The sequence below is a fragment of the Halomonas elongata genome (genome assembly GCF_029081005.1).
Taxonomy (GTDB): Bacteria; Pseudomonadota; Gammaproteobacteria; order Pseudomonadales; family Halomonadaceae; genus Halomonas; species Halomonas elongata_B.
In genome coordinates this window covers 1-22095 of record NZ_JAJQTQ010000041.1, presented here as the reverse complement: position 1 = coordinate 22095, position 22095 = coordinate 1, and the positions used below count along the sequence as shown (strand labels likewise).

Genomic DNA, 22095 nt, shown 5'->3' with positions numbered 1-22095 from the left:
CATTCGTCTAGTGGTCCAGGACACCGCCCTTTCACGGCGGTAACAGGGGTTCGAACCCCCTATGGGACGCCACCTCGCAACGTCGACACACCACAATATGCGGGAATAGCTCAGTGGTAGAGCATCGCCTTGCCAAGGCGAGGGTCGCGAGTTCGAATCTCGTTTCCCGCTCCAGATTGTGTCTGCGATAGAACCTCCTTTTTGATGCGCTGACACGCTTGTGTCGGGTCGTGCTCCTGCGTGTGATCATACTGGCTTCGAGCTTCGAGCTTCGAGCTTCGAGCTTCGAGCTTCGAGCTTCCGTCAGTGATATGGTTCGCGGGCTACTTGAACCCATCGGGGTGTGCCCCAATGTCTTCGCACCTTGGTGTTATCCATCCAGGTGTTATCCACCCAGCTTCGAAGGATCGCTCATGGCCGAACCGGCGCTGTCCATCCGTGGCCTGACCAAGGTCTACGGCAATGGCTTTCAGGCCCTCAAGGGCATCGACCTCGACGTTGCCCAGGGGGATTTCTATGCCCTGTTGGGCCCCAATGGCGCGGGCAAGTCGACCACCCTGGGGGTGGTCTGCTCGCTGGTGCAGAAGACCGACGGCAAGGTGTCGATCTTCGGCATCGACATCGATACCGACTTCGCACGCGCCAAGTACCACCTCGGTGTGGTGCCCCAGGAATTCAACTTCAACCAGTTCGAGAAGGTCATCGACATCATCCTGGCCCAGGCGGGGTACTACGGCATGTCGCGGCGCGAGGCACTGCCCCGGGCCGAGCAGCTGCTGCGTGACCTGGGCCTGTGGGACAAGCGCAACGGCAGCGCGCGGATGCTGTCCGGCGGCATGAAGCGACGCCTGATGATCGCCCGTGCCCTGATGCACCGTCCCAGACTGCTGATCCTCGATGAGCCGACGGCCGGCGTGGATATCGAGTTGCGGCGCAGCATGTGGGAGTACATGCGATATATCAACGAGGTGGAAGGGACGACCATCATCCTGACCACCCACTATCTGGAAGAAGCCGAGAGCCTGTGCCGCCATGTCGGCATCATCAACCACGGGCGTATCGTCCGCGATACCAGCGTGCGCGACCTGCTCGCCGAGCTGAATACCGAGACCTTCCTGTTCGACCTGGCCCATCCGGTCAAAGAGGCGCCGCATATCGATGGCTTCGAGGTCCGCCAGGTTGATGGCGCCCAGCTCTCGGTGATGGTGCATCGCGGTCAGCGGCTCAACGACGTCTTCGAGGCCTTGGGAGAGCAGGGCATCGAGGTGATGTCGATGCGCAATCGAGCCAACCGGCTGGAGGAGATGTTCGTCTCCATGGTGGAGGAAGGCCAGGGCGCCACTGATCAGGACACGGAGGTACGCGGATGAATGCCACACAGACCGCCATTGCGCTATGGACCCTGGTGATCAAGGAGATCAAGCGATTCACGCGGATCTGGCCGCAGACGCTGCTGCCGCCGTCGATCACCATGGCGATGTATTTCATCATCTTCGGCAACCTGATCGGCTCGCGCATCGGCGAGATGGACGGCTACACCTACATGGACTTCATCGTCCCGGGCCTGATCATGATGTCGGTGATCACCAACAGCTACTCCAACGTGGCTTCCAGTTTCTTCTCCAACAAGTTCCAGCGCAGCGTGGAGGAGATGATGGTCTCGCCGATGCCCAACTGGGTGATTCTCGCGGGCTTCATCCTGGGCGGCATGGCGCGGGGGCTCGGCGTCGGCATCATCGTCACCGTCGTGTCGCTGTTCTTCACGCGTCTCGAGGTGGCGCATCCGCTGCTGACCGTCGGCGTGGTGGTGCTCACCGCGGCGCTGTTCGCCACGGGCGGCTTCATCAACGCCCTGCTGGGCAAGAAGTTCGACGACATCTCCATCGTGCCGACCTTCGTACTGACGCCGCTGACCTACCTCGGCGGGGTGTTCTATTCGATCTCGCTGCTGCCGGCCTTCTGGCAGGGCGCCTCGATGCTCAATCCCATTCTCTACATGGTCAACGTCTTCCGCTACGGCTTTCTCGGCGTTTCCGACATTCCGGTGGGCTGGGCATTGGCCGCCATCCTCGGCTTCATCGTGGCGCTGTTCGCCGTGGCGTTGTGGATGCTGGAGAATGGCAAGGGGATCCGCAGCTGATGAACGATCGTCCCGACTCCCTGGTCGATGCGCCCCTGGGGCGCGAGTCCGCCTATCCCGAGCAGTATGATGCCGGCCTGCTCTATCCCATCGAGCGGGCCGTCAATCGCGCGCCGCTGGGCATCGAAGAGGGCGCCTTGCCGTTTGTCGGCGAGGACGAGTGGCATGCCTTCGAGCTGTCGTGGCTCAACGCCAGGGGCAAGCCGATCGTCGCCGTGGCGCGCTTTCGGCTGCCGGCGACGTCGCCGCGACTGATCGAGTCCAAGTCCTGGAAACTCTATCTCAATGGCTTCAACCAGAGCCGCTTCGACTCGACCGAGCAAGTGACTCGGGCCCTGGAACATGACCTCTCCGAAGCGGCCGGGGCGCCGGTCGGGGTCGAAGTCTTCGGCGTGGATGATCCGGCGCTGACACCACGCGCCCTGCCCGGAGAGAGCATCGACGACCTGGATGTCGAGATTTCTGACTATACCCCCAGTGCCGAGCATCTGGCGGTGGGGGAGGCGATCGTCGAGGAGACCCTGCACTCGCACCTGCTCAAGTCGAACTGTCCGGTGACCGGCCAGCCCGACTGGGGCAGCGTGATGATTCGCTATCGGGGCCCGAAACTGGATCGTGAGGGGCTGCTGCGTTACCTGGTCGGCTATCGCCAGCACCAGGACTTCCACGAGCACTGCGTCGAGCACATCTTCACCGATCTGATGGCGAAGGCCGGCCCCGAGCGGTTGCTGGTCCTGGCACGCTATGTGCGCCGCGGCGGGCTCGATATCAGCCCCTGGCGCGCCACGCCGGGGGAACGGCCGCCATCACCGTTGCGTCTGGCCCGGCAGTGATCCTGGATTCAAGATACAAGGCTCGAGTCGAACTGGTAGAGTGTCGAGAATTCTTCTCGTTGCTGGCCGCTTTTTCGAACAAGTAAGGATCGCGTGATGGACGCAATGACGCTGCTGCACGAACGTGGCTCCATGGGCAAGCTGACGGGGCCGGCGCCCTCGGCCGAACAACTCGAGGCCCTGTATCGGGCCGCGCTGCGGGCCCCGGACCACAAGGAACTGCGGCCCTGGCGCTTCGTGGAGTTCTCCGGTGCCGGGCTCGAGCGGCTCGGCGAGCTGTTCGCCGAAGCCGAGTTCCGTGAAGACCCGCATATCGATGACGCGGTCCTGAACGCCGCGCGCAAGAAACCCCTGCGCGCACCGATGATCATCGCCGTGATCGCCCGCGTCACGCCCGACGAGCCGAAGGTGCCACGCGTGGAGCAGGTGCTCTCTGCCGGCTGTGCCGCTCATGGCCTGCTGCTGGCCGCCCACGCCCAGGGGCTCGGCGCCATGTGGCGCACCGGTCGATACGCCTTCGATCCCACCGTGCGCAAGGGACTCGGGCTCGACGAACAGGACGAACTGGTCGGCTTCATCTACCTGGGGCAACTGGGTGGCCGACATCGCCCCCTGCCCGAACACGATCCGGCCGACTTCGTGGAGCGCTGGTCGTGATGGAACGCAACATCGGCATCGCCCATCCACGCCTGCCGCTGCCCGAGCGGGGCGGGGAGGACGCCCCGGCGGTCTTCCTCGACTGGCTCTTCCAGGCGATACCGCTGGCGGGCCGGCTGGGCATCCAGAGCATGGCGCGTGACGACGATGCCCTGACCTGGCAGCTGGCGCTGACGCCCAGCCTGAACGACAAGGGCACCGGCTTCGGCGGTGCCCTGGCGGCCCAGACCACTCTGCTGGGCTGGTGCTGGGCCACGCTCTGGCTGCGTCGTCACGGGTACGACCGGGACGTGGTGGTGGCCGAATCGCAGCAACGCTTTCTCGCCCCGGTGACAGGCGACTACCGACTGACCTGCACGCCCCAGGCCGAGGAGGGCAGCGCCCGCCTCGCCGAGAGCATGGAACGCCGGGGCAAGGGACGCATCGCCCTCGTTCAGCGACTGTGGTGCGGTGACACCCTCTGCCTCGAGGCCCAGGGCGACTACGCCGTGCTGCCCGAGCGGCACGGCTGACATCGGAGCCGCCCGAAAATCCGAAAACCGGCTTGCATTCGCGGACTTAAGTCGCTAGTATACGCGCCGTCCTTGAGAGAAAGAGGGTGCAGTTCTCGGGCGTCGCGCCACAGTGCCGAATTCGAGAATGACAATGCGGAGGGGTGTCCGAGTGGTCGAAGGAGCACGCCTGGAAAGTGTGTAAGTCGAAAGGCTTCGAGGGTTCGAATCCCTCCCCCTCCGCCAGAACAGCAGATCAAGCCGCCCATTGAGGCGGCTTTTTCGTGTCTAACCCCCGCCACCAGGCCATTTCCGCCTTCCTTGCTTGTATCACCCAATATCATCAACTATCATCCAATAACAATATTTTGGGCGGATAGGAGGTGGGATAAAAATGCCGAAGGTTGCCAGGGATCTTACCAACGTCGAGATCAAGCGCTTGGATAAGCCGGGCTTCCATACCGTCGGCCATGTCCCAGGGCTTCAGCTCCAAATCACCGAGAAGGGCTCACGCTCGTGGGTGCTGCGCATCAGGATCGGCACGAAACGCCGTGAGATCGGCCTTGGCAGCGCCCGGGGCATGACGCTATCCCAGGCCAAGGAATATGCTGCCGAGATCCGCCGAAAGGTTCGCTATGAGGGCATTGATCCGGTGGCCGAGCGCAAGGCTGCCCGTAGCGCTCTGCTGGCTGAGCAGGCCAAGGCCATCACCTTCAAGGAATGCGCCGAGCGAGTCATTGCCAAGAAGATGGCCGAGGCCACCAACAAGAAGCACGGCAAGCAATGGCAATCCACCCTCGAGCAGTACGCCTATCCCGTTATCGGTGACATGAGCGTCGATGACATCGAGCTTTCCCATATCGTGGAAGTGCTCGAGCCGCATTGGGAATCGCGCACCGAAACGATGACCCGCGTTCGCCAGCGCATCGAGGCAGTGCTCAACTACGCCATCACCAGCGAATACCGCCAGCGCTCCAATCCGGCAGTCTGGAAAGGAGTTCTCAGCAACGTGCTTCCTTCGCCAAACAAGATTGCCAAGGTCGAGCACCACCGCGCCCTGGCGATTGATGCCATGCACGACTTCATGGCCGATCTGCGGCAGCGCCAGGGCAATGCCGCCCGCTGCCTGGAGTTCGTCGTATTGACCGCTGCACGCTCTGGCGAGGCCCGTGGCGCCACCTGGTCGGAAATCGACCTCGAGAAGCGCCTATGGGTAGTGCCTGGCGAAAGGATGAAGGCTGGCAAAGAACACCGCGTCCCACTGTCCGATGTAGCGGTGAAGCTTCTCAAGGCCCAGCCCCAGGGGAGTGGTGACGATCTCGTGTTTCCGGCTCCACGAGGAGGCAAGCTGTCCGACGCGGCCATGAGCGCCCTGATGAGGCGCATGGGGGTGCAGGCCACTGTGCATGGCATGCGCTCGACTTTCCGCGACTGGGCTGCCGAGCGTACCAGCACGCCAAACGCAATCGCCGAGATGGCGCTGGCACACGCTGTGAAGGGCGTAGAGGGTGCCTATCGCCGCGGTGACCTGCTGGCCAAGCGGGCCCGGCTCATGGGGCAGTGGGCCGAGTTCATCGATACCAAGCCGGCAAAGGCGGGGACAGCAACGCCGATCAGAGACAACCACGCGGCCACATAGAAAGGCCGTGGACCGTTTGGCTGGCCTAGGGTAGCTCCCGAACGTGCGGCAACTCCACCGCACTGGTCAGCCTCCAAATAGATGGAGTCTGCGTGAGGAGTAGCGCGATGAGCAAGATGATCCGCGATGTCAGCGAACTTCCCGAATGGTTCGACATCCGTCCATATGAGCAGTGGGAGGATAAAGACCCTCACGAAGCCACATGGGCAGTCGAGGACAGGCTTTCAACAGCATGGTTCCTGTATGTGAGCTGCATTGCTGGTCCTGATCGGCTTGCTGAAGAGACGAAGTTGAGAGTGATGGACAGGCTGGCGAAGTCTGTTTCTGAGCCTTATCGCCGGACGAACAAAGAGATGATGCTCGACATCTTTTATATCGAAGACGGCATCCGCCACGGTAAAGATCATGCCGAGTTTAGAAAGCGGGAATACGAAGAGCAGAACAATATTGAACGGGCCACCCTGGCAGAAGCCAAGCGAATTCTTGATGGCTCCCCTACTAGGGACCAAGAAGAAATTCGCCGAGTGACGCTGTGGGATGTTATGAACTGGATGGAAGAAAATAAAGATATATTAGATGAGCTGGAGGCTACGGCGCAGCGGCTTTCTAGGGAAAACGGGTGGGACCTGGACGAAGTGCGAAGCTCACTCCAAGGGGATATACCAATTTGGTCGTGTGACGGATCTGATTTTCTTGACGTATGTGATTACCCGACCATTCCCGCCGTTCTTAAAAAGATTGAGAGGCATTTGAAGTCTCGGCCACGCTTCAGCGAGGGCGCGTCAGCTAGATATGCGGATGTCAGGAAGCTATTTGATTACCGCGTGGCTGCCTATGCCGACCTGATGTCATGGTGCCATCTTACAAACTCCACCATCACCAAGAAGTGCCTGGCTAATGCGCTCTTTCCAGATGGGCGATATGGAGAGGTAGACATGATGCCATCCAAGACTGTGGGCGGTTTTATCAAGCGAGTCGAAGATGGTTATATTGGAGACCTCACTGCAAAAGCAGCAGAGATGGAAAGCATGCAATCTTGATCATAGCTATATTGCATGTCGAACTCAGAATATGAGGGCGACATGCAATATTTTTTTCTGCCACTGGCAGTTTATACAAGCCAAAGCCAGTTCACGATGCCTCATGTAAACCTATCGCATGACATGAGGTATCGAGCATGGCTGAAGCAACCCGCGAATGGCTGGCCGTCAAAGCCGTGGCGCAACGCTGCGACGTAACCGTCAATACGATCTACCGCTGGACACGAGACAAGTCCAATTCATTCCCCTCACCCGTAAAGCTCGGGCCGAATTGCACCCGCTGGCGCCTTGCTGACCTCGAAGCTTGGGAAGCCGAACGGGAGGCAGCGGCATGAAGATCACCGATACTAGTGCTAGATCCCAGCGATCTCGAATTTTGGCCCGGTTGCAGGAAGCCCCTGCTACGACCGTAGAGTTGATGCAGGAGTTGAATATCATGCGCCCTGGCGCCCGCATCAACGAACTGCGCGGCGAAGGCCATGACATCCGCACGCATCTCCAAGACGTGCTCGATCCTTGGGGCCGCCCCCATACCCGCGTCGCACTTTATTACCTGCCGACAGAAGACGGGAGGGCGGCTTAATGCAATCACGTAAAGCGAATGTCGTCCCTTTGGATTATCAAGGCCAGTCAGTCCGGTTTAATTCGCTGGGCTGGATCAATGCCACTGAAGCCGCCCGACGCTTTGGGAAGCGTCCCAATGACTGGCTGGCGTTACCAGAGACCCAGGAATACCTGGCGGCTATGGCCCGTCATCTAAATACCAGAGGATCTGGTAATTTGGTGAGCACCACTCGAGGACGCAACGGTGGCACCTGGATTCATCCCGACTTGGCGGTGGTATTTGCTCGCTGGCTGTCGGTTGATTTTGCCGTGTGGTGTGATCAGCAGATCAAGAGCCTGGTCCATGGTAATCAGGATAATTGGCAGGAACTTCGAGATTCCGCCGCTATTGGTTACCGGGGCATGTGCGACGCGCTCAACATGAGCCGTCAGGCTCAGGGGAAAGAGTCGAAGCGCCATCACTTCATGAACGAGGCCAAGTTGATCAATGGCGTGCTGTTTGGCCAGTTCGCGGGTGTCGATCGTGATGCCCTGACGCCGAGTGAGTTGCGCTTAGTGGCCATGGTTGAGCAGCGCGACACCTTCCTGATGGGGCAGGGGTTGAGCTACCAGGAGCGGAAGGAAAAGCTCACCGAGTATGTTGAACAGTCACTGAGGCCGCGCCTCGAGGAAGGTGCTGCATGATGTTGACCTTCCTCAGTGCCCCCGGCTATGATCCAAGTGCTGGCGCAAAATCGTCAGCCGATCTTGGCGGATCGAATCCAGAAAGGCGCATAAGCGCCCCTCTCATAGCAGGCGCTTTTTTTGTGCCCGCTATGCGTTATGGCGGCTGTGCGCGAGATGCCTTCGGGCATGCCGGTGTCCTTTCTGGCCGGTCCGCCAACTTGCGTACAGTCGCCCCCATCCGATGCTTGGCGGCATCCGGGGACGACTCCAAACAGAAAGGAGCGTCACCGATGGCATCTCGCCTATTCCTTACCCGCAATCCGTCTGCACGCGCCAGCGCTCACCGCGCCATGGCCCGCGCCGCTCTGTTCTCCGATTCCAGTGCCCGCGTCCGGCTGCGCCGATATAACCGGCACATGGACAAAGCTCGCGCCTTTGAAGCCGCTGCACGCGGCGAGGGGGCGATGTCATGAGCTATATCACCAAAGCCGATCACATCGACACACACGCCCGTCAGGCATGGGCACTCGCTGAATTGCTGGTTGACCACTTCGGTGGCCAAGAGGAGCACAACCTCTTGTCGGACGAGATTATGTGCGGGCTGATGGAGAACATCAGCGACCACCTCAAACGCATCCAGGACATCAATGCTGGGCAGGAGGTGCAGTCATGAACCGGCGCGACCTTATCGAGATGGCAGAAGACCACGCCGATCAACTCAGCCTGGCGAGTGAGCTTCTCGGGAATGCTGCGGCCACGTTCAAGGCTGTAGAGCTGATGCTGGCCAACGCCTCCAGGCCTGGTGACATCGAGTATGCCCGTCGTCTTGCCTCCATGGCTTGCGACAAGGCGGAACTGGAGGCGGGCGACTTCCACACCGATCACGTCAGCTTGATCGACAAGATGAAGCGGGAGGGCTCGAGCCATGGATAACCGCATCGATCTAGAACTGGCCCGCCTGAGGGCTGACATCCGCGACGACATCGCTCGAGCCAAGTATCTCGGAAAGGCGAGCGTCGGGCTGTGGCTGTTGATGGCCTACGAGGATCGGGTCGAGAAGCTGCTGGAACGACTCGACACGGCGCGGCGGTGAGCCTATGGCACAGAAGCGCCGTCCGGACATGAATTGGCGGGGCGGGCACCTGAGCCTGCCCAAGCCCCTGATGGAGCATCCCGACTTCCGGGAAGCGTCGCCGAGTGCCATGAAGGTACTGATGGCCTTGGGTAACCAGTACAACGGCAAGAATAACGGCAACCTGTCCGCCACGGAAAAGACCATGAAGGAGTGGGGCGGCATGGCGCCGGCAACGCTTACCAAGGCGCTCAAGGAGCTTCAGGAACGCAACCTGATCATCAAGACCAGGACAAACTGGAAGGGGCGTGTCGGGGCGCGTTGCGCCTTGTATGCCCTCACTTGGTTTCGCATCGATCCATGCCCCGGGAAGGATCTCGAGGTGAAGGATACGGATGTTGCTCCCCGGAAGCTCCCAAAGGCGGGTGGCGGGTGATGGACCACCCGTCATTCGATTTTTACCGTCTTCAATTTTTGAAGCCTTGCCCTCAATAACGCTTCATTTTTTGAAGCCTTCTCCGGTTAGCTCGCAGCTCCAGGATCAATAAGGCATCAATTTTTGAAGCGAAACCGGGGTTTTTGAGCGTGTTACGGCTTCAATTTTTGAAGACCCTACTAGTTTACCACCCCCTATGGCCTATTTATGGCGGCTACAGCAGGGGGAAGAACGCTTGAGAGGTCGAATCATGAGCAAAGTGGTCGATTTCCGTCAGCACCACAGAGCCGAGTGTGACATCTGCGGCAAGGGCGACGTTGGCGCCCACCACCTGGTGAAGGACGACGACGGCAAATGGATGCCCAACCGGGTGCGCTGCATGCGGTGCGTCACCGTCTTCGGCGATGAGGCCGATGTCCGTGAAGACACAGGCGTCCACGAGCTGGGGCACTGCGAGCCCAGCATGGACGACGACACTCACTGGCTGCTGATGGCCTTGATGACAGACCTGGTGCAGCACAGAGAGCGCACCCAGGACGATGAAGCGGCGAGGCTGGTCGAGAGCCTGGGGAAGATTCTCGAGCGGCACGAGCCATCGCCCGAGCCGTCAGCATGAACCTGACCACCACGACGACAGCAGGCCCGTTGATGCGGGCCCTGTTCAGAACAGACATAGAACAGGCGACCGAATAGAGGTATCCACCATGACGACGATCACCCGCGCCAGCATCACCGAAGCCGACGAGCAGGGCCGTGGCATTGGCCACCTGACGCCTGGCCAAGTATGGGCCGCTCACCAGCTAGCTTTGTCACCGGGGCACTTGGAGAGCCCGCTGGCAGACCCTGTTGCCGACTTGCTGGCCAACATCGAACACGCGGCACGCCGTCGGTTCTACGGCGATGTAGTGCCAAACGACGCCGAGTCGATCATCCAATTGGCCTGCGACGAGAACCATCCAATGTTCCTGCGAGCGCCGATCCTGGCGAAGTTGAGCGACGGCACAGAGGAGATCTATTCGAGCTTGAAGCCCGCCGGCATTAATGAGGAGGGCTTTCCATCCTACCGGCTGGTAGATCTGGCCCAGGTACTGGGCACGAGTGAAGAAGTGCTGATGGACTACACCAAAGCGCTAGGGATCACAACTCAGCACCGCACCACGCCACTCGAGCCGTTGCACTGATCCTCTACGAGAACCCCGCTTAATGCCGGGCGCTTGGCCCGGCTTGGAATGGGAGGTTCAAAGGGCCTAGCCCTGAATTGCAGACAGAACGTCTCTTTCTAAGTCACCGTTGGGCACGCAAGTTGTGGATTCCCCATCTGCATTAGGGGGGAATGACGCCTTCTCGCCAGAGCTAAACGAGATGCTATCCTTTGAAGTGTGTGTGAGGTTGTCTGACGCACGAGTGACTTGATTGGTTCTATTGACCACATAGCGGGTGTTAGCAGTCACCCTGGTTGAATCTGGGCCGATTTCTTCAAATATGAGATTAATTCTTCCATCAAGAGACATTGAGCGATTGAACCCCAGCAGCATACCATTTGTCATGGCTTCGTATCTCGTATTGGCTCGTGCTGCTGGGAATCTGTAAGTCCTTTCGCCACGTGCGTTCATGACGTAAGACTCTACAGTCCCGCAGTCAATATACTTTTCGGGGTCACCTGAAAAGCTGATGTTTATCAGCCCGGAATCCTTGTCCAGGTTGTTGATAACAAAGTAGCTTTTCCCAATGCTTGGGATGCTCTCCTCCCACACTTCGGATTTTGGCTTGTTTATTGTGACCATGTTGTCCGTAGATGCCGGCGGCTGTGATGGAGGGGCATAGTCAATCCTTCCTGCACACCCGACAAGAGTGGTAGTGGCGACCAAGGCAAGAATCGCTTTTTTCATCCTAAGTTCCCTATATAGCTAGTTTTTATGAAATTCCCGGCATATACCGGCCTAGGCATAGTGCCTTAGTAGCCCGTGCCGTACCACCCGTGTTCACCGCGACCACAGAATCCCGCCATCGAGTGGGATTTTGTGTGTGTGGCGGAGATATAGTCCGCTTCTTGTTCAGCAAAAACAGTACATTTTTGATTAAATTTTGTTTTATCCGCCCAAATATCCGCCCAAAAATGCTATGCTGATAGGCACCTAACCCGACTCAGGAGCAGGTAGCGACGAATGATCGACCGAGCGGTAGCGGTATTGGAATCAACCAGGTGGCCAACGTGGGAGCAAGACACGCCAGTCCGGCGAGAGCTTGAGTCTCTGCGCGAAGACATCCAAGCCTATCGGGTTGCTGAGCTTTCAGGCGGCTCACTGGCTCGTAAGCGGGCCGCCCGGTGTCTGGAGCGTGCCGACCGCATCACAGCCTTCACCGCTGGCCGCCGCTGCCGTGCAGATGGTCCATCAAAGAGGTTCCCGGCATGAGCGCAGCCACACCGTCACGCCGTCCCAGGGGCCGCAACGTATGGCCCACCAAGAAAGAGGTAGCCGGATACTTCGAGCTGCTGCGAGGCGCCGCCAAGAATGGCGACGTGGATGCAGCCCGGCACCTGATCGACCTGCATGAACGTCACCAGCGCCAGGAGGCACCAGCACGATGAGCCAGAAGACCATGACTGTGGAGCAGATCAAGACGCGACTGGAAGAGATCGCCCAGGAGCAAGCGGAATTCGATGCACGCGACTTCGATCAGGAGTTGAGCCAGGCCATCGTGAATGGCGGTGATGTGGATGCACTCGAGGAGCAGCATCTCCAAGCCGAGCGTCTTGCCCGGCGCCTTCGCGTGGAGCGCCAGGCCCTGGAAGCTCGATTGCCTGATGCCAAGGTTGAGGAGGCCGTGACGCAGCTTGGCCCGTTGCGCGAGAAGCATGGCGAGTTGATGGATCGGGCTAGCCAGGCTGCCGCCAAGGCCAGTGATGCGTGGAAGGCGCTTGAAGCGGCTATCGAGGAATACCAGGAGTCACGCAGCGAAGCGTTCGAGCTCCATCGACAAGGCACCAGGGTGCTGAGTGAGGCCAAGGCCCATGACGCGGTGGAAGACATGCAGCTTGGTGCCCCCGTATCGCCCCAGCTTCAGGAGGTCGGCGCCGGCATGATGCAGCACTGCCAGACCGTGGCGGCCATGGCTTCCCGAGGTTTTGGCGGCTACTTCGAAGACAAGCATCAGCTCAACTGAGGCCCGGCATGGATTATCCCTTCGACATAGCCACAGTCATGAAGCACCTGGAAGACCTGGCTTGGATGAATAGCCCTGGCCTTCACGAGCTCCAGGTATCCCTCTCCTGCGTAGTAGTCGCCATGGCCAACCTCGACCTGGACACCCAGAAGATGGATGGCGACGACTACCAGCTCATCATGGAGCGGCTGGCTGAGCTTGTGCCGACAGATGGCGTGGGGGCTGAGGTTCGGCAATCAGCGGGCGAAGGTATAGCCCTGCACTAAAGGAGAGTTCATGGCGATTGATGGCGACATCGGCGGGATCAGTTACACGGTCGATGCCAAGACCGAAGCCCTGCTGGACGCGGAACGAGACGTAAACCGCAGTACGAAGCGGATGGGGAAAAGCTTCGACCGTACCGACAAGTCGGTCCAGAACGTCAACAGTTCGCTAGGTGAGCTGAAAACCATCGTCACCGCTGTCGCCGGGGCTATGGCTGTTCAGCGGGTCGTGCAGTATGCCGATGCTTGGACGGCTGTCACCAACAAGCTGAAGATCGTCTCGGATACTCAGCGAGAGTACAACGATTCGGTCGAGCGGACCTTTGCCATCGCCAAGGAGTCGCGCAATTCCTTCGAAGGCACGGTAGACCTCTATTCCAAGCTGGCTCGAACGAACCGCACGCTGAGGCGGAGCCAGGAAGAGGTCTACCAAGTCACGGAAACTGTTGCCAAGGCTGTAGCCCTCTCCGGGGTTTCGGCCCAGGCGGCGGAGGGCGCCGTTACTCAGTTCGGCCAGGCCATGTCGGGCAATTTCTCGGCAGCCGGCCAAGAGATGAACTCGATCCTCGAGCAGACCCCAGGCCTTGCTGAAGCTATCGCCAAAGGCATGGGTACAACCTCGGATCAATTGAAGATCATGGGCCAAGAAGGCGAACTCAGTTCTGAGCGAGTCTTCAACGCCCTTCTGAAAGTCGGCGACTACATCGATACCGAGTTTGCCGACACGCAACGGACCTTCAGCCAGAGCTGGCAGGACGCATCAGACAACATGATGCGCTTTGTAGGTGAGTCGGGTGCCGTCACGACCATTGTCCAAGAGTCTGGAGATGCCATCGTCGTCCTTTCGCAGCACTTGGATGAAGTGGCAGCACTGGTTGCCATGGCAAGCACAGCCATTGGTGTCCGACTTGTGCAGGCCCTGGGGGCTGCAATTGCGAAGAAAGCCGCTGCTGCGGCTGGGGCGCAGACCTTATCCGCTGCATACAGCACCATGGGAGCTCGTGCCGCAACCGCTGCCGTGGCAGTTCGCGGCCTCAAGAACGCGATGATGCTGCTTGGCGGCCCTGCGGGGGTTGTGGCCATCGCTGTTACGGCACTGATCTCCTACAACGACGAGTTGGAAGAGATGCTGGCGCCGTCTCGGCGCGCCGAGCAGGCAGTTGATGACCTCACCGAGTCTATCGATCGCAATAGCCGTGCAGCACTCGAGAACGGCATTGCCAAGCTGAAGTCCAGAATGGCGGAGCTGAAGGTCGAGGCAGATGAGGCGCGCTCCTCAATCGAGGAAGTAAACAACGCCCATAACGTTCCCGGCCCCTACCGGCAGTCCCTCGTGGGACGCGGTTCTGAAGAGCGAGCCCCTCATCTTCGACGCTTGCAGGAGATCAGTGAAGAATCTCGGGACACGCAATCAGACATCGATGACTTGAAGTCATCCCTGGATGACCTGGGTAATGCTGGGAACGGTGACGATGGCGGCCCAATACAGCGGCAATCAGATGCAGCCAAAAAAGCCGCTAAGGAAGCCGCGCGCCGGGCCGAGGAATTTGCTAGCAGCCTCCAAGCCTTGGAAGACCAGCTTTTCCCGGTGGAAGCCGCGCAGCGCCAATATCGGAAAGAGCAGATCCTACTTCAAGCAGCCCTGATGAAGGGCAAGATCGGTATAGACCGGTACCTGGAGTCATGGGAACGCCTCCAGGAATCGAAGCGAAGCGACAAGAACTGGCAGGACGCCTACGGCTTCAGCCCAGAGAGCGCCGAGCAGATCGACAAGACGAGCGACGCGGCCCGCGAGCTTGGGCTGACCTTCACGTCGGCATTCGAGGACGCGATTGTCGAGGGTGAGAGCTTCCGCGAGGTTCTCCAGGGCATCGCCAAAGACATCCAGCGCCTCATGATCCGTAAGAGCATCACGGAGCCGGCGACCGATGCCCTGAGTGGTATCGACTGGGGCGGCATGATCGGAAGCTTTGCGGGAGGTCTGTTCGCCGGTGGTGGTGGAATGTTTGCTTCGGCCTACGGGGCGTCCAGCTCTGGCAGTTTCTTGGGATTTGCCGACGGCGGCTACACCGGTGCCGGGGGCAAGCACGACATTGCCGGCGTTGTGCACCGTGGCGAGTACGTCATGCCCAAGGACGTGGTGGAGCAGCCAGGCATGCTACCCATGCTCGAGAAGCTGAAGAACACGCGAGGTTATCTCAATGGCGGGCTGGTGGGCGGTGGGGCGTCATCATCGCCCGTCGGCTCAAGCGTGGTCGTCAACGTCCACACCGATGGCGACTCTCAAGTGTCGCGGCAAGAATCCCGCCGTCCCGATGGGTCGCGCCAGGTTGATTTGTTTATCAGGAGAACCGTTCGCGACATGTTCTCGAGCGGTGAAATGGACCGTCCCATGCGCAAGTTCGGCGCACGCCGCCAATCAACTTGAAGGATATAGGTATGGTGAGTCAGCAAACATCCACTCAGCCACTTTTCGGGGCCTTAGTAGATCGACTGAAGCTCAAGCTATCGCTGCGCCGAATGGTTCGCGGCGAGATTAAAGACATGATCCGTCGAGGTGAGCTTGATAGAGATCTTCGCCGGCTGGGGTATCACCGCCACGAAATGGACCGGCGTTATGGGCGCCAGCCTGTCTGATCAGAGCAGGAAAAGAACAGGATGACGACGAAGTACAAGCCCGGTCAAAGCGGAAACCCACGAGGGCGACCTAAGGGCATAAAGGATGCTCGCACACGCTGGCGTAAGGCCTTGGATAAGCATGGCGATGCCTTGGTGGAGAAGGCGGTAGAGCTGGCTCTGGATGGCGATGCTCAGGCGCTCAAGCTATGCATCGACCGCGCTATTCCGGCTTATCGTTCTGCTGCTGAGCCGGTGCGCTTCGAGATGCATGGCGAGACTCTGACTGACAAGGCCAACGACATCCTGGACGCCGTATCTCGAGGCGACATCGACCCACAGACCGGGCGCTCACTGATCGACGCCATCGGCTCGCTGGTGAAGGTGCAGGAGGTCGATGACATACAGCGCCGACTCGATGCGCTGGAGGCTAAGGGGGATCAATGACCAACAAGAGATATGAATGGATGGCCAGGCACCTGCAGCGCAAGCGATGGGGTGAGCCCCTGGAGCGGCGCTTCTTTGCACGAATCGAGCTGGATGGCGAATGCCTGGCTCGGATCAACGACGCGACACCGGAGGCCGTCAAAGCACGCGCCGAGCGTCTCGCGGAAAACTTCGGCGCCAAGGCGTCGATCCACTTAGAGCAGTGAAGATCAGTGTAGGGGATAAGCAATGCGTTACTTCATTGGAAATGTGCCGGGCGCCACGCCGCAACCGATGCACAACGTGCCTGACCAGGAACTCAGTGATGAAGAGATCCTTCAAGAGATCCAGAACACGCTTCTGTCCGGCATCGACGAGATGAGCCACAAGCTTGCCGAATTCGCCGAGAAGGATAAGCGCCAGAGGGCTGACATTGCCGAGCTGCAAGCTGCCCAAGGCCTGAAGGCGAACAGCGGCCAGCAGGCTGGGGACTACTATGACACGCTCCCGGATTAACCAACGCCTCGAGGCGCTAGAGGCAACACGGACTGGCCCCAATGGCGGGGCCGTCTGTTACGAGCCAACAGGCTGCCCGCACGATGCGGCCCAGCAGTACCGAGACATGCTCGACCGGGGCGGAGCCCCTCCGATGATGCGGCGCAGAAGCGTGCCATCGGATGAAGCCGAGCGGGTATATCGGAAGGTGATGGGCGATGCAGCGTGATGTGATGAAGCGTATCGAGCGCCTGGAACAACAGAGCAGCACAGCCGACGATCAAGATCCGAGCCGCACGTATCACGCCATTCTCGAGCTTGGCCTGGAAGCGCCGGAGCCGATGGGTGGTGAGACCGTCAAGGAATGGCTGACGCGGGTTTCTATCGAGTCGCTGAGGGCCATACTGGACGCGCGTGACCGAGGGGAGCTGTATGTCCAATCGTGATCTGATGAAGCGCCTGGAAGCCCTGGAGAGCCAGCATGGCGGTGATGACGTGAATGTGCGCCATATCATCTTGGCACCGGGGGCGCGAGGCACCGAGAGGCTTCGTGTGGTCGGATATACAGCCGAAGGTATTACGACGCACCGCCAGGCGGGTGAGAGTGTAGAAGCCTGCTGGGAGCGCCACAGCGCCAAGGTCGAGAGTGCCTATGGTCAGGACAGAGTGGTGATCGGCGAGCAACTGACCGAAAGGGAGTAGAAGACCATGCCGAGTCGAGGCGGGCGCAATGTCCGGCGCAATATGCGGCGCTTGTCGATGAAGATCCGAGGTCCGGTCACTGAGAAGGCCGTAACCGAGATCCTGATTGCCGGCGAGGGCTATGCCGTCAATCTGACACCAGTAGATTCGTCTAACCTGATCAGCAGCCGCTCTCGTTTGCCGGTTGTAACAGGGCCGTCTGGTAGTCGAGGGGCGGTGGTGTATACCGCGAAATATGCCGCCGCCGTGCATGAGGCCCCAGGCAAGCTCAAGGGTCAGCCACGTCCGAAGAAGAATGGCAGAAGTCGAGGCAACTACTGGTCCCCAAATGGGGAGCCTGGCTTCCTGGAGAAGGGCTTCGAGGAAGCCAAGCCGGAGATTCGCGGCATACTGCGAAGGAATTACCGCTCTCGGTAGCCTGCTGGTCGCGGCGTCACTCTACAGCCGCCTCCAGCGGCTCGACCACTACCGCTGTGCCGCTGGCGACCAGGAATAGCATCGACTTTCCTCCGCCCGAGAACTCGCTGTAGTCCAGATCAACCGCAATCACGGCATTCCCGCCCACGGCCACTGCTTCCCGCCGCAGTTCGTTGAGGCACGTCACGCGTGCGTCGCGGAGGACTTTCTGAGATGACTGGTTGCGCCCACCGAAGAAGTCAGATATTCCGGCGAACATGTCGCGGAGCACGTTCATGCCGAAAACGCACTCGGCTGTCACGATGTCGATTGTCTTGACGACACGCTGACCCTCGAGCGATGGCGCGGTCGTCACTGTGAGGTCCAATGCTGCTTGTTCTGCTTCTTGGCGGGCCTCGCTTGCATCGGGCATGTTGCGTTTTTCGCGTATCTCTTGGTTTCTTTTCTCCATGCAGTCGGTGCAGCGAGTGTCTAGGAAGCCGACCTTGGTCCCGCAAATGTCGCATTTAGCCATACCTTCTCCCTATGCGTGCGCTCAATGGTTGCTAGGGCAGGATAGAGCAAGTTGTTGTGTGGCTGGAAGGTTGGGACTGAGCTGAAGTCTCAGCCGGCATTGGCACCAGGTCGTCACTCATCATGACTGTGCCTGACCTGGGCCGCTGAGTTTCTGCAGTCCCTAAAAGGTGGGGATTCCCACCTTTTCGCCGACACCACCCTGATGCCGGGGAGTGGCTGACCGAAAAGGGGACGATCTTCCCCTTAAAGCCGGAATCCCGGCCTTTCACCGCCAGCGCATTCTTGCGCCGACGGCATGAAACGACGAAACGCAACGCCGAGACGGTCGAACCGACCGTCTCGAAGAGGGCCAATCGTACAGAGTAGCCTTGAGACACTCTGTCCAGGGTGGCCAGCGCCATCGGGCTGAAGCCCTAGTCAGCTGGACTGACCGTTTTGCAGCGTGTCGGTACCGGACGTGACGCAGCGGTATGCATTGTGTTGAAGGGTGCTTAGCAATGCCTTAAACTTCAGTCACAGCAGCTAGGCCCTTGGCGATTCACGTCAGGGGCTTTCCTATCCCAAAGCTGCTGCTTGGAGGTTATATGAATCAGGCACTTACAAAGCAAGAGCGGCTCGTGATCCCCCGGCGCAAGGCTGGTGAAGAGGTCAAGGCCCGTCCGTGCCTGGGAGACCACCATGCCCAGCTTGAGAAGGTGCGCGAACGCTCGTTCGCACGCTACGAAAAAGCCTACCGAGAGCTGGCTAAGGTCTGAGCATATCGTGTCATCCTGCGACGATCAGCATTCAGGTATTCGTTTTCTGCCGGTATGCGACATCGTAAGCATGAATCGCAGGATGCTCGAACTCACACCCAACGAGCCTCACGCAATCATCAATCAGGCCGGCCTGGAAAGTGCTCAGTGTCGGCCAGCCCAGCATCGGTCCTACGCTCAGACAGAAGATATTTTCACTCTAGCTGCTGTGCTGGGGTCGGCCTTGGTGGGCAATCACTGCTTCGCCAATGCGAACAAGCGCACGGCTGCCGGCTGCGTTTTTGACTTTCTGATGATTAACGGTTGGGAATTGACTGCGCCAGGAGATGAGGTGGTCGCCATGTATCTCGGCCTGGCCACACATGAATACAGTGATGAAGAGTTTGCCGACTGGCTGGCCTACTGGTCACGAGAGTATGACACTTCGAAGCTGAATGATTGATGGCCCCGACCCCGCGCCATATGGCACTAGGGTGCTGGTCATCCGCGAGAAGGTCGGGCCGATGCGACGATCATCGCAACGCCTGTAACCCGTTGATTATCGGTAATTCTGTCTCCGAGACAGGTTTTCCGGTTTGAAACCGCAAAACGTGGCACCGTGACACAATTTCCCGGTTTGAAACCGGAGAAATGGCGGGGCGTAAAATTGCGCTTTGCTTTTAAATCAATGGCTTATAACCGCCAACATCCCGCGCTTTTCCTGGCCGGGCGATGCAACGGAAATTGCACCGGGCCTCGACCAGCGCAAAAATGCGCCGGTTGCCGCTACGCCCAGGGCAAGGGGTTACTCCAGGTAAGGCCCGTTATGCAGATCTGCATGACGGGTCACGACCGATGTGGCCCCGCTAGGTATTGATCCATTCCAAATGGAGAAAAGGCCGGCTCAAATGTGAGTCGTGATCACATTAGCCACCCGGCCAGCCGAAAGGGCAGGAACTCGATTCTCCCCCTTGGGGGATGAACGCACTTTTGCGTCCATTAACCATGTATCATGAGATATCACCCGATCACATCATCTTGGGCGGGTCGGTGGTGGGATAGATTGAAAGTGCGTATTTAACTTTCTGATTTGTTGGTGTGTATCGAAGACTCCCCCTCCGCCAGAACAGTAGATCAAGCCGCCCTCCGAGGCGGCTTTTTCGATTCCAGCTCTCGCCACTATTAACCTGGCAATCCAATAGATCGTCCTGATCTATTTGATTGTCGCCCGCACCACGCTGGCGCAGATGCGTGGATCTTCTGGTGTGGCGCGAGCTCGCGCCGGCCTGACGGCCGGTGGCGGCACTTCCCTGTGCCGCGATTAACCCGACATAAAAGCTTGCCGGGTTAATAGGCCGTTTCCGCCTTCCTCGCTTGTATCACCCAACATCATCCAATAACGATATTTTGGGCGGGTAGGAGGTGGGATCGAGATGCCGAAGGTTGCCAGGGATCTTGTCAACGTCGAGATCATGCGCTTGGAAAAGCCGGGCTTCCATACTGTCAGCCATTGGCGGCAGACTGTCCGACGCGGCCACATAGCGCCGTAAAGAGCGGGAGGGTTGTCAGCTTGCTGCGTGCAAAGGCTCTACGTGAGCGCGGGGGAGTTGTGACGCTTGCCACAGCTCGTACTTGAGTTGCATCTCCAGCCACATCTCGGCGCTGGTGCCAAGGGCCTGCTCAAGGCGCAGCGCCATATCTGCCGAGATACCGGCGTTGCCGTTGAGGATACGAGAAAGCGCCGCGCGGGTTACGCCAAGGCGCTTGGCGGCCTCGGTGACCGAGATGTCGCCGACGTACTCACGCAACACGGCACCGGGGTGTGCGGGGTTATGCATGCGGTTCATGCGACCTCCTAGTGATAATCCTGATAGTCCACCAAGATGGCGTCCTCGCCATCAAAGGTGAAAGTGAGTCGCCAGTTCCCGTTGACGGTGATGGTCCAGTGTCCGCTCAAGCTGCCCTTGAGTGGATGCAGCTTCCAGCCTGGCGCATTCATGTCTTCAGGGCCCTTCGCGCTATCCAGCGCGGTGAGCTGGATTTGTAGTTTGGTCGCGTGCTTGGCCTGAATACCAGCGGTTGAGCCTGTCTCGAAGAACTTGCGCAGGCCTTTGTGTCGGAAGCTCTTGATCATATGAGTAGTGTATAGCTTCACTATACGATGCGCAAAGGATAAATGCCCACGAACCCGCCGCTGGAGATTCCTGGCGTTGGGTCTGAGCGACCAACGCGCCAGGGTGTCAACGGGAAATGGGCGAGGTTCCTGGTGGAATGCCGGCGCCTCGCACATGAATCAGGCCCTGCCGAGGAGATGGTTCGAGCAGCAAGGCCTGATCTCGGTACTTGATACGGTAAGACGGCTTCGTTCTTCATGAACTGCCGTTACCGAACGGTACGTACGGTGGTGTGGGAGGGCGCCGGGGGTGACCTCGGTCCCTACCCGATTCTGAGGCCCGCCCTTGCCGATTGATTTCCCGTGTTTCACCCGGCTCTACCACTGCCATCCAATTACAGTTTTTGCTGGGTCTGCCCGATGCTGAAAGTTGCCAAGCCGCTCCCCCTCAGGAGGTTCAGCCGGTGCCATGGTAGCGAATGGAGCGGTCAGTAGGGCTCGCCGTTCTTGTGGCAGAAGCCGCCCTTCGCTGGCAGGAAGAGGTCGATGTCCGGGTAGTGAACTTCGTCTTCAGGCGGGCGGCTACCAACCTCGAGGTAGGTCGCCCAAGCACGGCTCTTGTTCACCATGTGGTGGCCATCTGCCTTGCCGGCGGGAAAGGCAGCGACCATGCCAGGTGTCAGTACTTGTTCACCGGCGTCGGTGATAAGGGTCAGCTCACCTTCCAGCACGTAGACGAACTCATCCTCGTGGCTGTGCCAGTGGCGCTGGGAAGAGGGCGCGCCCGGTGGCAATCGAACCAGGTTGACGCCGAATGCGGTGAGCCCTAACGGGTCACCAAGGGCTCGCTTCTCGCGGTTGCTGCAGGCCGAGCCCCAAGGCTCCGGATAGGAGGACCCCATGCGCGGTTCCAGGCGCTCAGGGTCGAGGGCGGGCTGTGTAGGACCATCGCTCATGTCTCCCTCCATGCTGCTCTCCTTGTGTAATGGTTGTCATGGTCATAGGGAAGGGTAGGGAAGCGTCGTGGAATCTTCTAGGTTTTGTCCGAAAAGTCGAATTTACTAATGTGCACCATGCCGCAGCTGCATAGGTGATGCATGGCAGGACGCT

General features: G+C 59.3%; 33 protein-coding genes and 2 tRNA genes. 30 read left to right on the top strand and 5 right to left on the bottom strand.

The window, feature by feature from the left end:
- Nucleotides 1-99 precede the first annotated feature (99 nt).
- From LU493_RS18770 to LU493_RS18685, 18 genes are all read left to right on the top strand, one after another.
- Nucleotides 100-174 (top strand) — tRNA-Gly (locus LU493_RS18770).
- 239 nt (nt 175-413) lie between these two features.
- A complete protein-coding gene (locus LU493_RS18765) occupies nt 414-1370 on the top strand; it encodes an ABC transporter ATP-binding protein (RefSeq protein ID WP_275289335.1) in 957 nt (318 codons plus the stop codon).
- The gene (locus tag LU493_RS18760; RefSeq protein WP_275289334.1) at nt 1367-2140 is read left to right on the top strand and encodes an ABC transporter permease; all 774 of its coding nucleotides are present in this window, start codon (nt 1367-1369) and stop codon (nt 2138-2140) included. Before LU493_RS18765 ends, LU493_RS18760 begins: the two co-directional genes overlap by 4 nt.
- Complete coding sequence (gene queF / locus LU493_RS18755; protein WP_275289333.1) at nt 2140-2973, top strand: NADPH-dependent 7-cyano-7-deazaguanine reductase QueF; 834 nt, start codon at nt 2140-2142, stop codon at nt 2971-2973. Before LU493_RS18760 ends, queF begins: the two co-directional genes overlap by 1 nt.
- Before the next feature lie 96 nt (nt 2974-3069).
- Entirely contained in the window at nt 3070-3630 is a 561-nt protein-coding gene (locus tag LU493_RS18750; protein WP_275289332.1) for a nitroreductase family protein, read from the top strand.
- Nucleotides 3630-4142, top strand: coding sequence for a YiiD C-terminal domain-containing protein (locus LU493_RS18745; RefSeq protein WP_275289336.1), 513 nt, complete (start codon nt 3630-3632; stop codon nt 4140-4142). The genes LU493_RS18750 and LU493_RS18745 overlap by 1 nt, the downstream gene beginning before the upstream one ends.
- Nucleotides 4143-4279: 137 nt before the next feature.
- Nucleotides 4280-4367: transfer RNA gene (locus LU493_RS18740), tRNA-Ser, on the top strand.
- Nucleotides 4368-4515: 148 nt separating this feature from the next.
- Nucleotides 4516-5760 carry a tyrosine-type recombinase/integrase gene (locus tag LU493_RS18735; protein WP_275289331.1) on the top strand — a complete coding sequence of 415 codons (1245 nt, stop codon included), beginning with the start codon at nt 4516-4518 and terminating at the stop codon, nt 5758-5760.
- A 107-nt stretch (nt 5761-5867) separates the two neighbouring features.
- Complete coding sequence (locus tag LU493_RS18730; RefSeq protein ID WP_275289330.1) at nt 5868-6800, top strand: DUF6387 family protein; 933 nt, start codon at nt 5868-5870, stop codon at nt 6798-6800.
- Between the two features lie 137 nt (nt 6801-6937).
- Nucleotides 6938-7135, top strand: a complete 198-nt coding sequence (locus tag LU493_RS18725) for a helix-turn-helix transcriptional regulator (protein WP_275289329.1) — start codon at nt 6938-6940, stop codon at nt 7133-7135.
- Complete coding sequence (locus tag LU493_RS18720) at nt 7132-7383, top strand: helix-turn-helix domain-containing protein (protein WP_275289328.1); 252 nt, start codon at nt 7132-7134, stop codon at nt 7381-7383. The genes LU493_RS18725 and LU493_RS18720 overlap by 4 nt, the downstream gene beginning before the upstream one ends.
- Nucleotides 7383-8048, top strand: a complete 666-nt coding sequence (locus LU493_RS18715) for a KilA-N domain-containing protein (RefSeq protein WP_275289327.1) — start codon at nt 7383-7385, stop codon at nt 8046-8048. Before LU493_RS18720 ends, LU493_RS18715 begins: the two co-directional genes overlap by 1 nt.
- 451 nt (nt 8049-8499) lie before the next feature.
- The gene (locus LU493_RS18710; protein WP_275289326.1) at nt 8500-8703 is read left to right on the top strand and encodes a hypothetical protein; all 204 of its coding nucleotides are present in this window, start codon (nt 8500-8502) and stop codon (nt 8701-8703) included.
- The gene (locus LU493_RS18705; RefSeq protein WP_275289325.1) at nt 8700-8963 is read left to right on the top strand and encodes a hypothetical protein; all 264 of its coding nucleotides are present in this window, start codon (nt 8700-8702) and stop codon (nt 8961-8963) included. Before LU493_RS18710 ends, LU493_RS18705 begins: the two co-directional genes overlap by 4 nt.
- Nucleotides 8956-9123 (top strand): hypothetical protein, encoded by a 168-nt coding sequence (locus LU493_RS18700; RefSeq protein WP_275289324.1) that lies wholly within the window; start codon nt 8956-8958, stop codon nt 9121-9123. Before LU493_RS18705 ends, LU493_RS18700 begins: the two co-directional genes overlap by 8 nt.
- 4 nt (nt 9124-9127) lie before the next feature.
- Nucleotides 9128-9538 (top strand): hypothetical protein, encoded by a 411-nt coding sequence (locus tag LU493_RS18695; protein WP_275289323.1) that lies wholly within the window; start codon nt 9128-9130, stop codon nt 9536-9538.
- Between the two features lie 250 nt (nt 9539-9788).
- On the top strand, nt 9789-10154 hold the full coding sequence (locus LU493_RS18690) for a hypothetical protein (RefSeq protein ID WP_275289322.1): 366 nt from the start codon (nt 9789-9791) through the stop codon (nt 10152-10154).
- An 88-nt stretch (nt 10155-10242) separates the two neighbouring features.
- A complete protein-coding gene (locus tag LU493_RS18685; RefSeq protein WP_275289321.1) occupies nt 10243-10719 on the top strand; it encodes a hypothetical protein in 477 nt (158 codons plus the stop codon).
- Between the two features lie 66 nt (nt 10720-10785).
- Here the strand turns inward: LU493_RS18685 and LU493_RS18680 are convergent, their stop codons facing one another.
- A complete protein-coding gene (locus tag LU493_RS18680) occupies nt 10786-11427 on the bottom strand; it encodes a hypothetical protein (protein ID WP_275289320.1) in 642 nt (213 codons plus the stop codon).
- 521 nt (nt 11428-11948) lie between these two features.
- Between LU493_RS18680 and LU493_RS18675 the strand changes: the two genes are divergently transcribed.
- From LU493_RS18675 to LU493_RS18630, 10 genes are all read left to right on the top strand, one after another.
- The gene (locus LU493_RS18675; RefSeq protein ID WP_275289319.1) at nt 11949-12128 is read left to right on the top strand and encodes a hypothetical protein; all 180 of its coding nucleotides are present in this window, start codon (nt 11949-11951) and stop codon (nt 12126-12128) included.
- Entirely contained in the window at nt 12125-12703 is a 579-nt protein-coding gene (locus tag LU493_RS18670; protein WP_275289318.1) for a hypothetical protein, read from the top strand. The genes LU493_RS18675 and LU493_RS18670 overlap by 4 nt, the downstream gene beginning before the upstream one ends.
- A gap of 8 nt (nt 12704-12711) precedes the next feature.
- On the top strand, nt 12712-12969 hold the full coding sequence (locus LU493_RS18665) for a hypothetical protein (RefSeq protein WP_275289317.1): 258 nt from the start codon (nt 12712-12714) through the stop codon (nt 12967-12969).
- A 10-nt stretch (nt 12970-12979) separates the two neighbouring features.
- Entirely contained in the window at nt 12980-15394 is a 2415-nt protein-coding gene (locus LU493_RS18660) for a tape measure protein (protein WP_275289316.1), read from the top strand.
- A gap of 230 nt (nt 15395-15624) precedes the next feature.
- Nucleotides 15625-16029: a DUF5681 domain-containing protein gene (locus LU493_RS18655; RefSeq protein WP_275289315.1), complete on the top strand. Its 405-nt coding sequence runs from the start codon at nt 15625-15627 to the stop codon at nt 16027-16029.
- Complete coding sequence (locus LU493_RS18650; RefSeq protein ID WP_275289314.1) at nt 16026-16235, top strand: hypothetical protein; 210 nt, start codon at nt 16026-16028, stop codon at nt 16233-16235. The genes LU493_RS18655 and LU493_RS18650 overlap by 4 nt, the downstream gene beginning before the upstream one ends.
- A gap of 22 nt (nt 16236-16257) precedes the next feature.
- The gene (locus tag LU493_RS18645; protein ID WP_275289313.1) at nt 16258-16524 is read left to right on the top strand and encodes a hypothetical protein; all 267 of its coding nucleotides are present in this window, start codon (nt 16258-16260) and stop codon (nt 16522-16524) included.
- Nucleotides 16525-16721: 197 nt separating this feature from the next.
- Nucleotides 16722-16949, top strand: coding sequence for a hypothetical protein (locus tag LU493_RS18640; protein WP_275289312.1), 228 nt, complete (start codon nt 16722-16724; stop codon nt 16947-16949).
- On the top strand, nt 16936-17205 hold the full coding sequence (locus LU493_RS18635; RefSeq protein WP_275289311.1) for a hypothetical protein: 270 nt from the start codon (nt 16936-16938) through the stop codon (nt 17203-17205). The genes LU493_RS18640 and LU493_RS18635 overlap by 14 nt, the downstream gene beginning before the upstream one ends.
- A 6-nt stretch (nt 17206-17211) precedes the next feature.
- On the top strand, nt 17212-17622 hold the full coding sequence (locus tag LU493_RS18630; protein ID WP_275289310.1) for a hypothetical protein: 411 nt from the start codon (nt 17212-17214) through the stop codon (nt 17620-17622).
- Between the two features lie 16 nt (nt 17623-17638).
- Here the strand turns inward: LU493_RS18630 and LU493_RS18625 are convergent, their stop codons facing one another.
- A complete protein-coding gene (locus tag LU493_RS18625) occupies nt 17639-18136 on the bottom strand; it encodes a YbjQ family protein (protein WP_275289309.1) in 498 nt (165 codons plus the stop codon).
- A 586-nt stretch (nt 18137-18722) separates the two neighbouring features.
- On the opposite strand from LU493_RS18625, the gene LU493_RS18620 reads away from it, so the two are divergent.
- Entirely contained in the window at nt 18723-18893 is a 171-nt protein-coding gene (locus LU493_RS18620; protein WP_275289308.1) for a hypothetical protein, read from the top strand.
- Between the two features lie 7 nt (nt 18894-18900).
- Complete coding sequence (locus LU493_RS18615) at nt 18901-19335, top strand: type II toxin-antitoxin system death-on-curing family toxin (protein WP_275289307.1); 435 nt, start codon at nt 18901-18903, stop codon at nt 19333-19335.
- Between the two features lie 1102 nt (nt 19336-20437).
- On the opposite strand, the gene LU493_RS18610 is transcribed toward LU493_RS18615, so the two are convergent.
- The 3 genes from LU493_RS18610 to LU493_RS18600 all read right to left on the bottom strand — a co-directional run bounded on the left by LU493_RS18610 (nt 20438) and on the right by LU493_RS18600 (nt 21941).
- Complete coding sequence (locus tag LU493_RS18610) at nt 20438-20719, bottom strand: HigA family addiction module antitoxin (protein ID WP_275289306.1); 282 nt, start codon at nt 20717-20719, stop codon at nt 20438-20440.
- Between the two features lie 8 nt (nt 20720-20727).
- On the bottom strand, nt 20728-21006 hold the full coding sequence (locus tag LU493_RS18605) for a type II toxin-antitoxin system RelE/ParE family toxin (protein ID WP_275289305.1): 279 nt from the start codon (nt 21004-21006) through the stop codon (nt 20728-20730).
- A 467-nt stretch (nt 21007-21473) separates the two neighbouring features.
- Nucleotides 21474-21941 (bottom strand): cupin domain-containing protein, encoded by a 468-nt coding sequence (locus LU493_RS18600; protein ID WP_275289304.1) that lies wholly within the window; start codon nt 21939-21941, stop codon nt 21474-21476.
- Nucleotides 21942-22095: the final 154 nt, after the last annotated feature.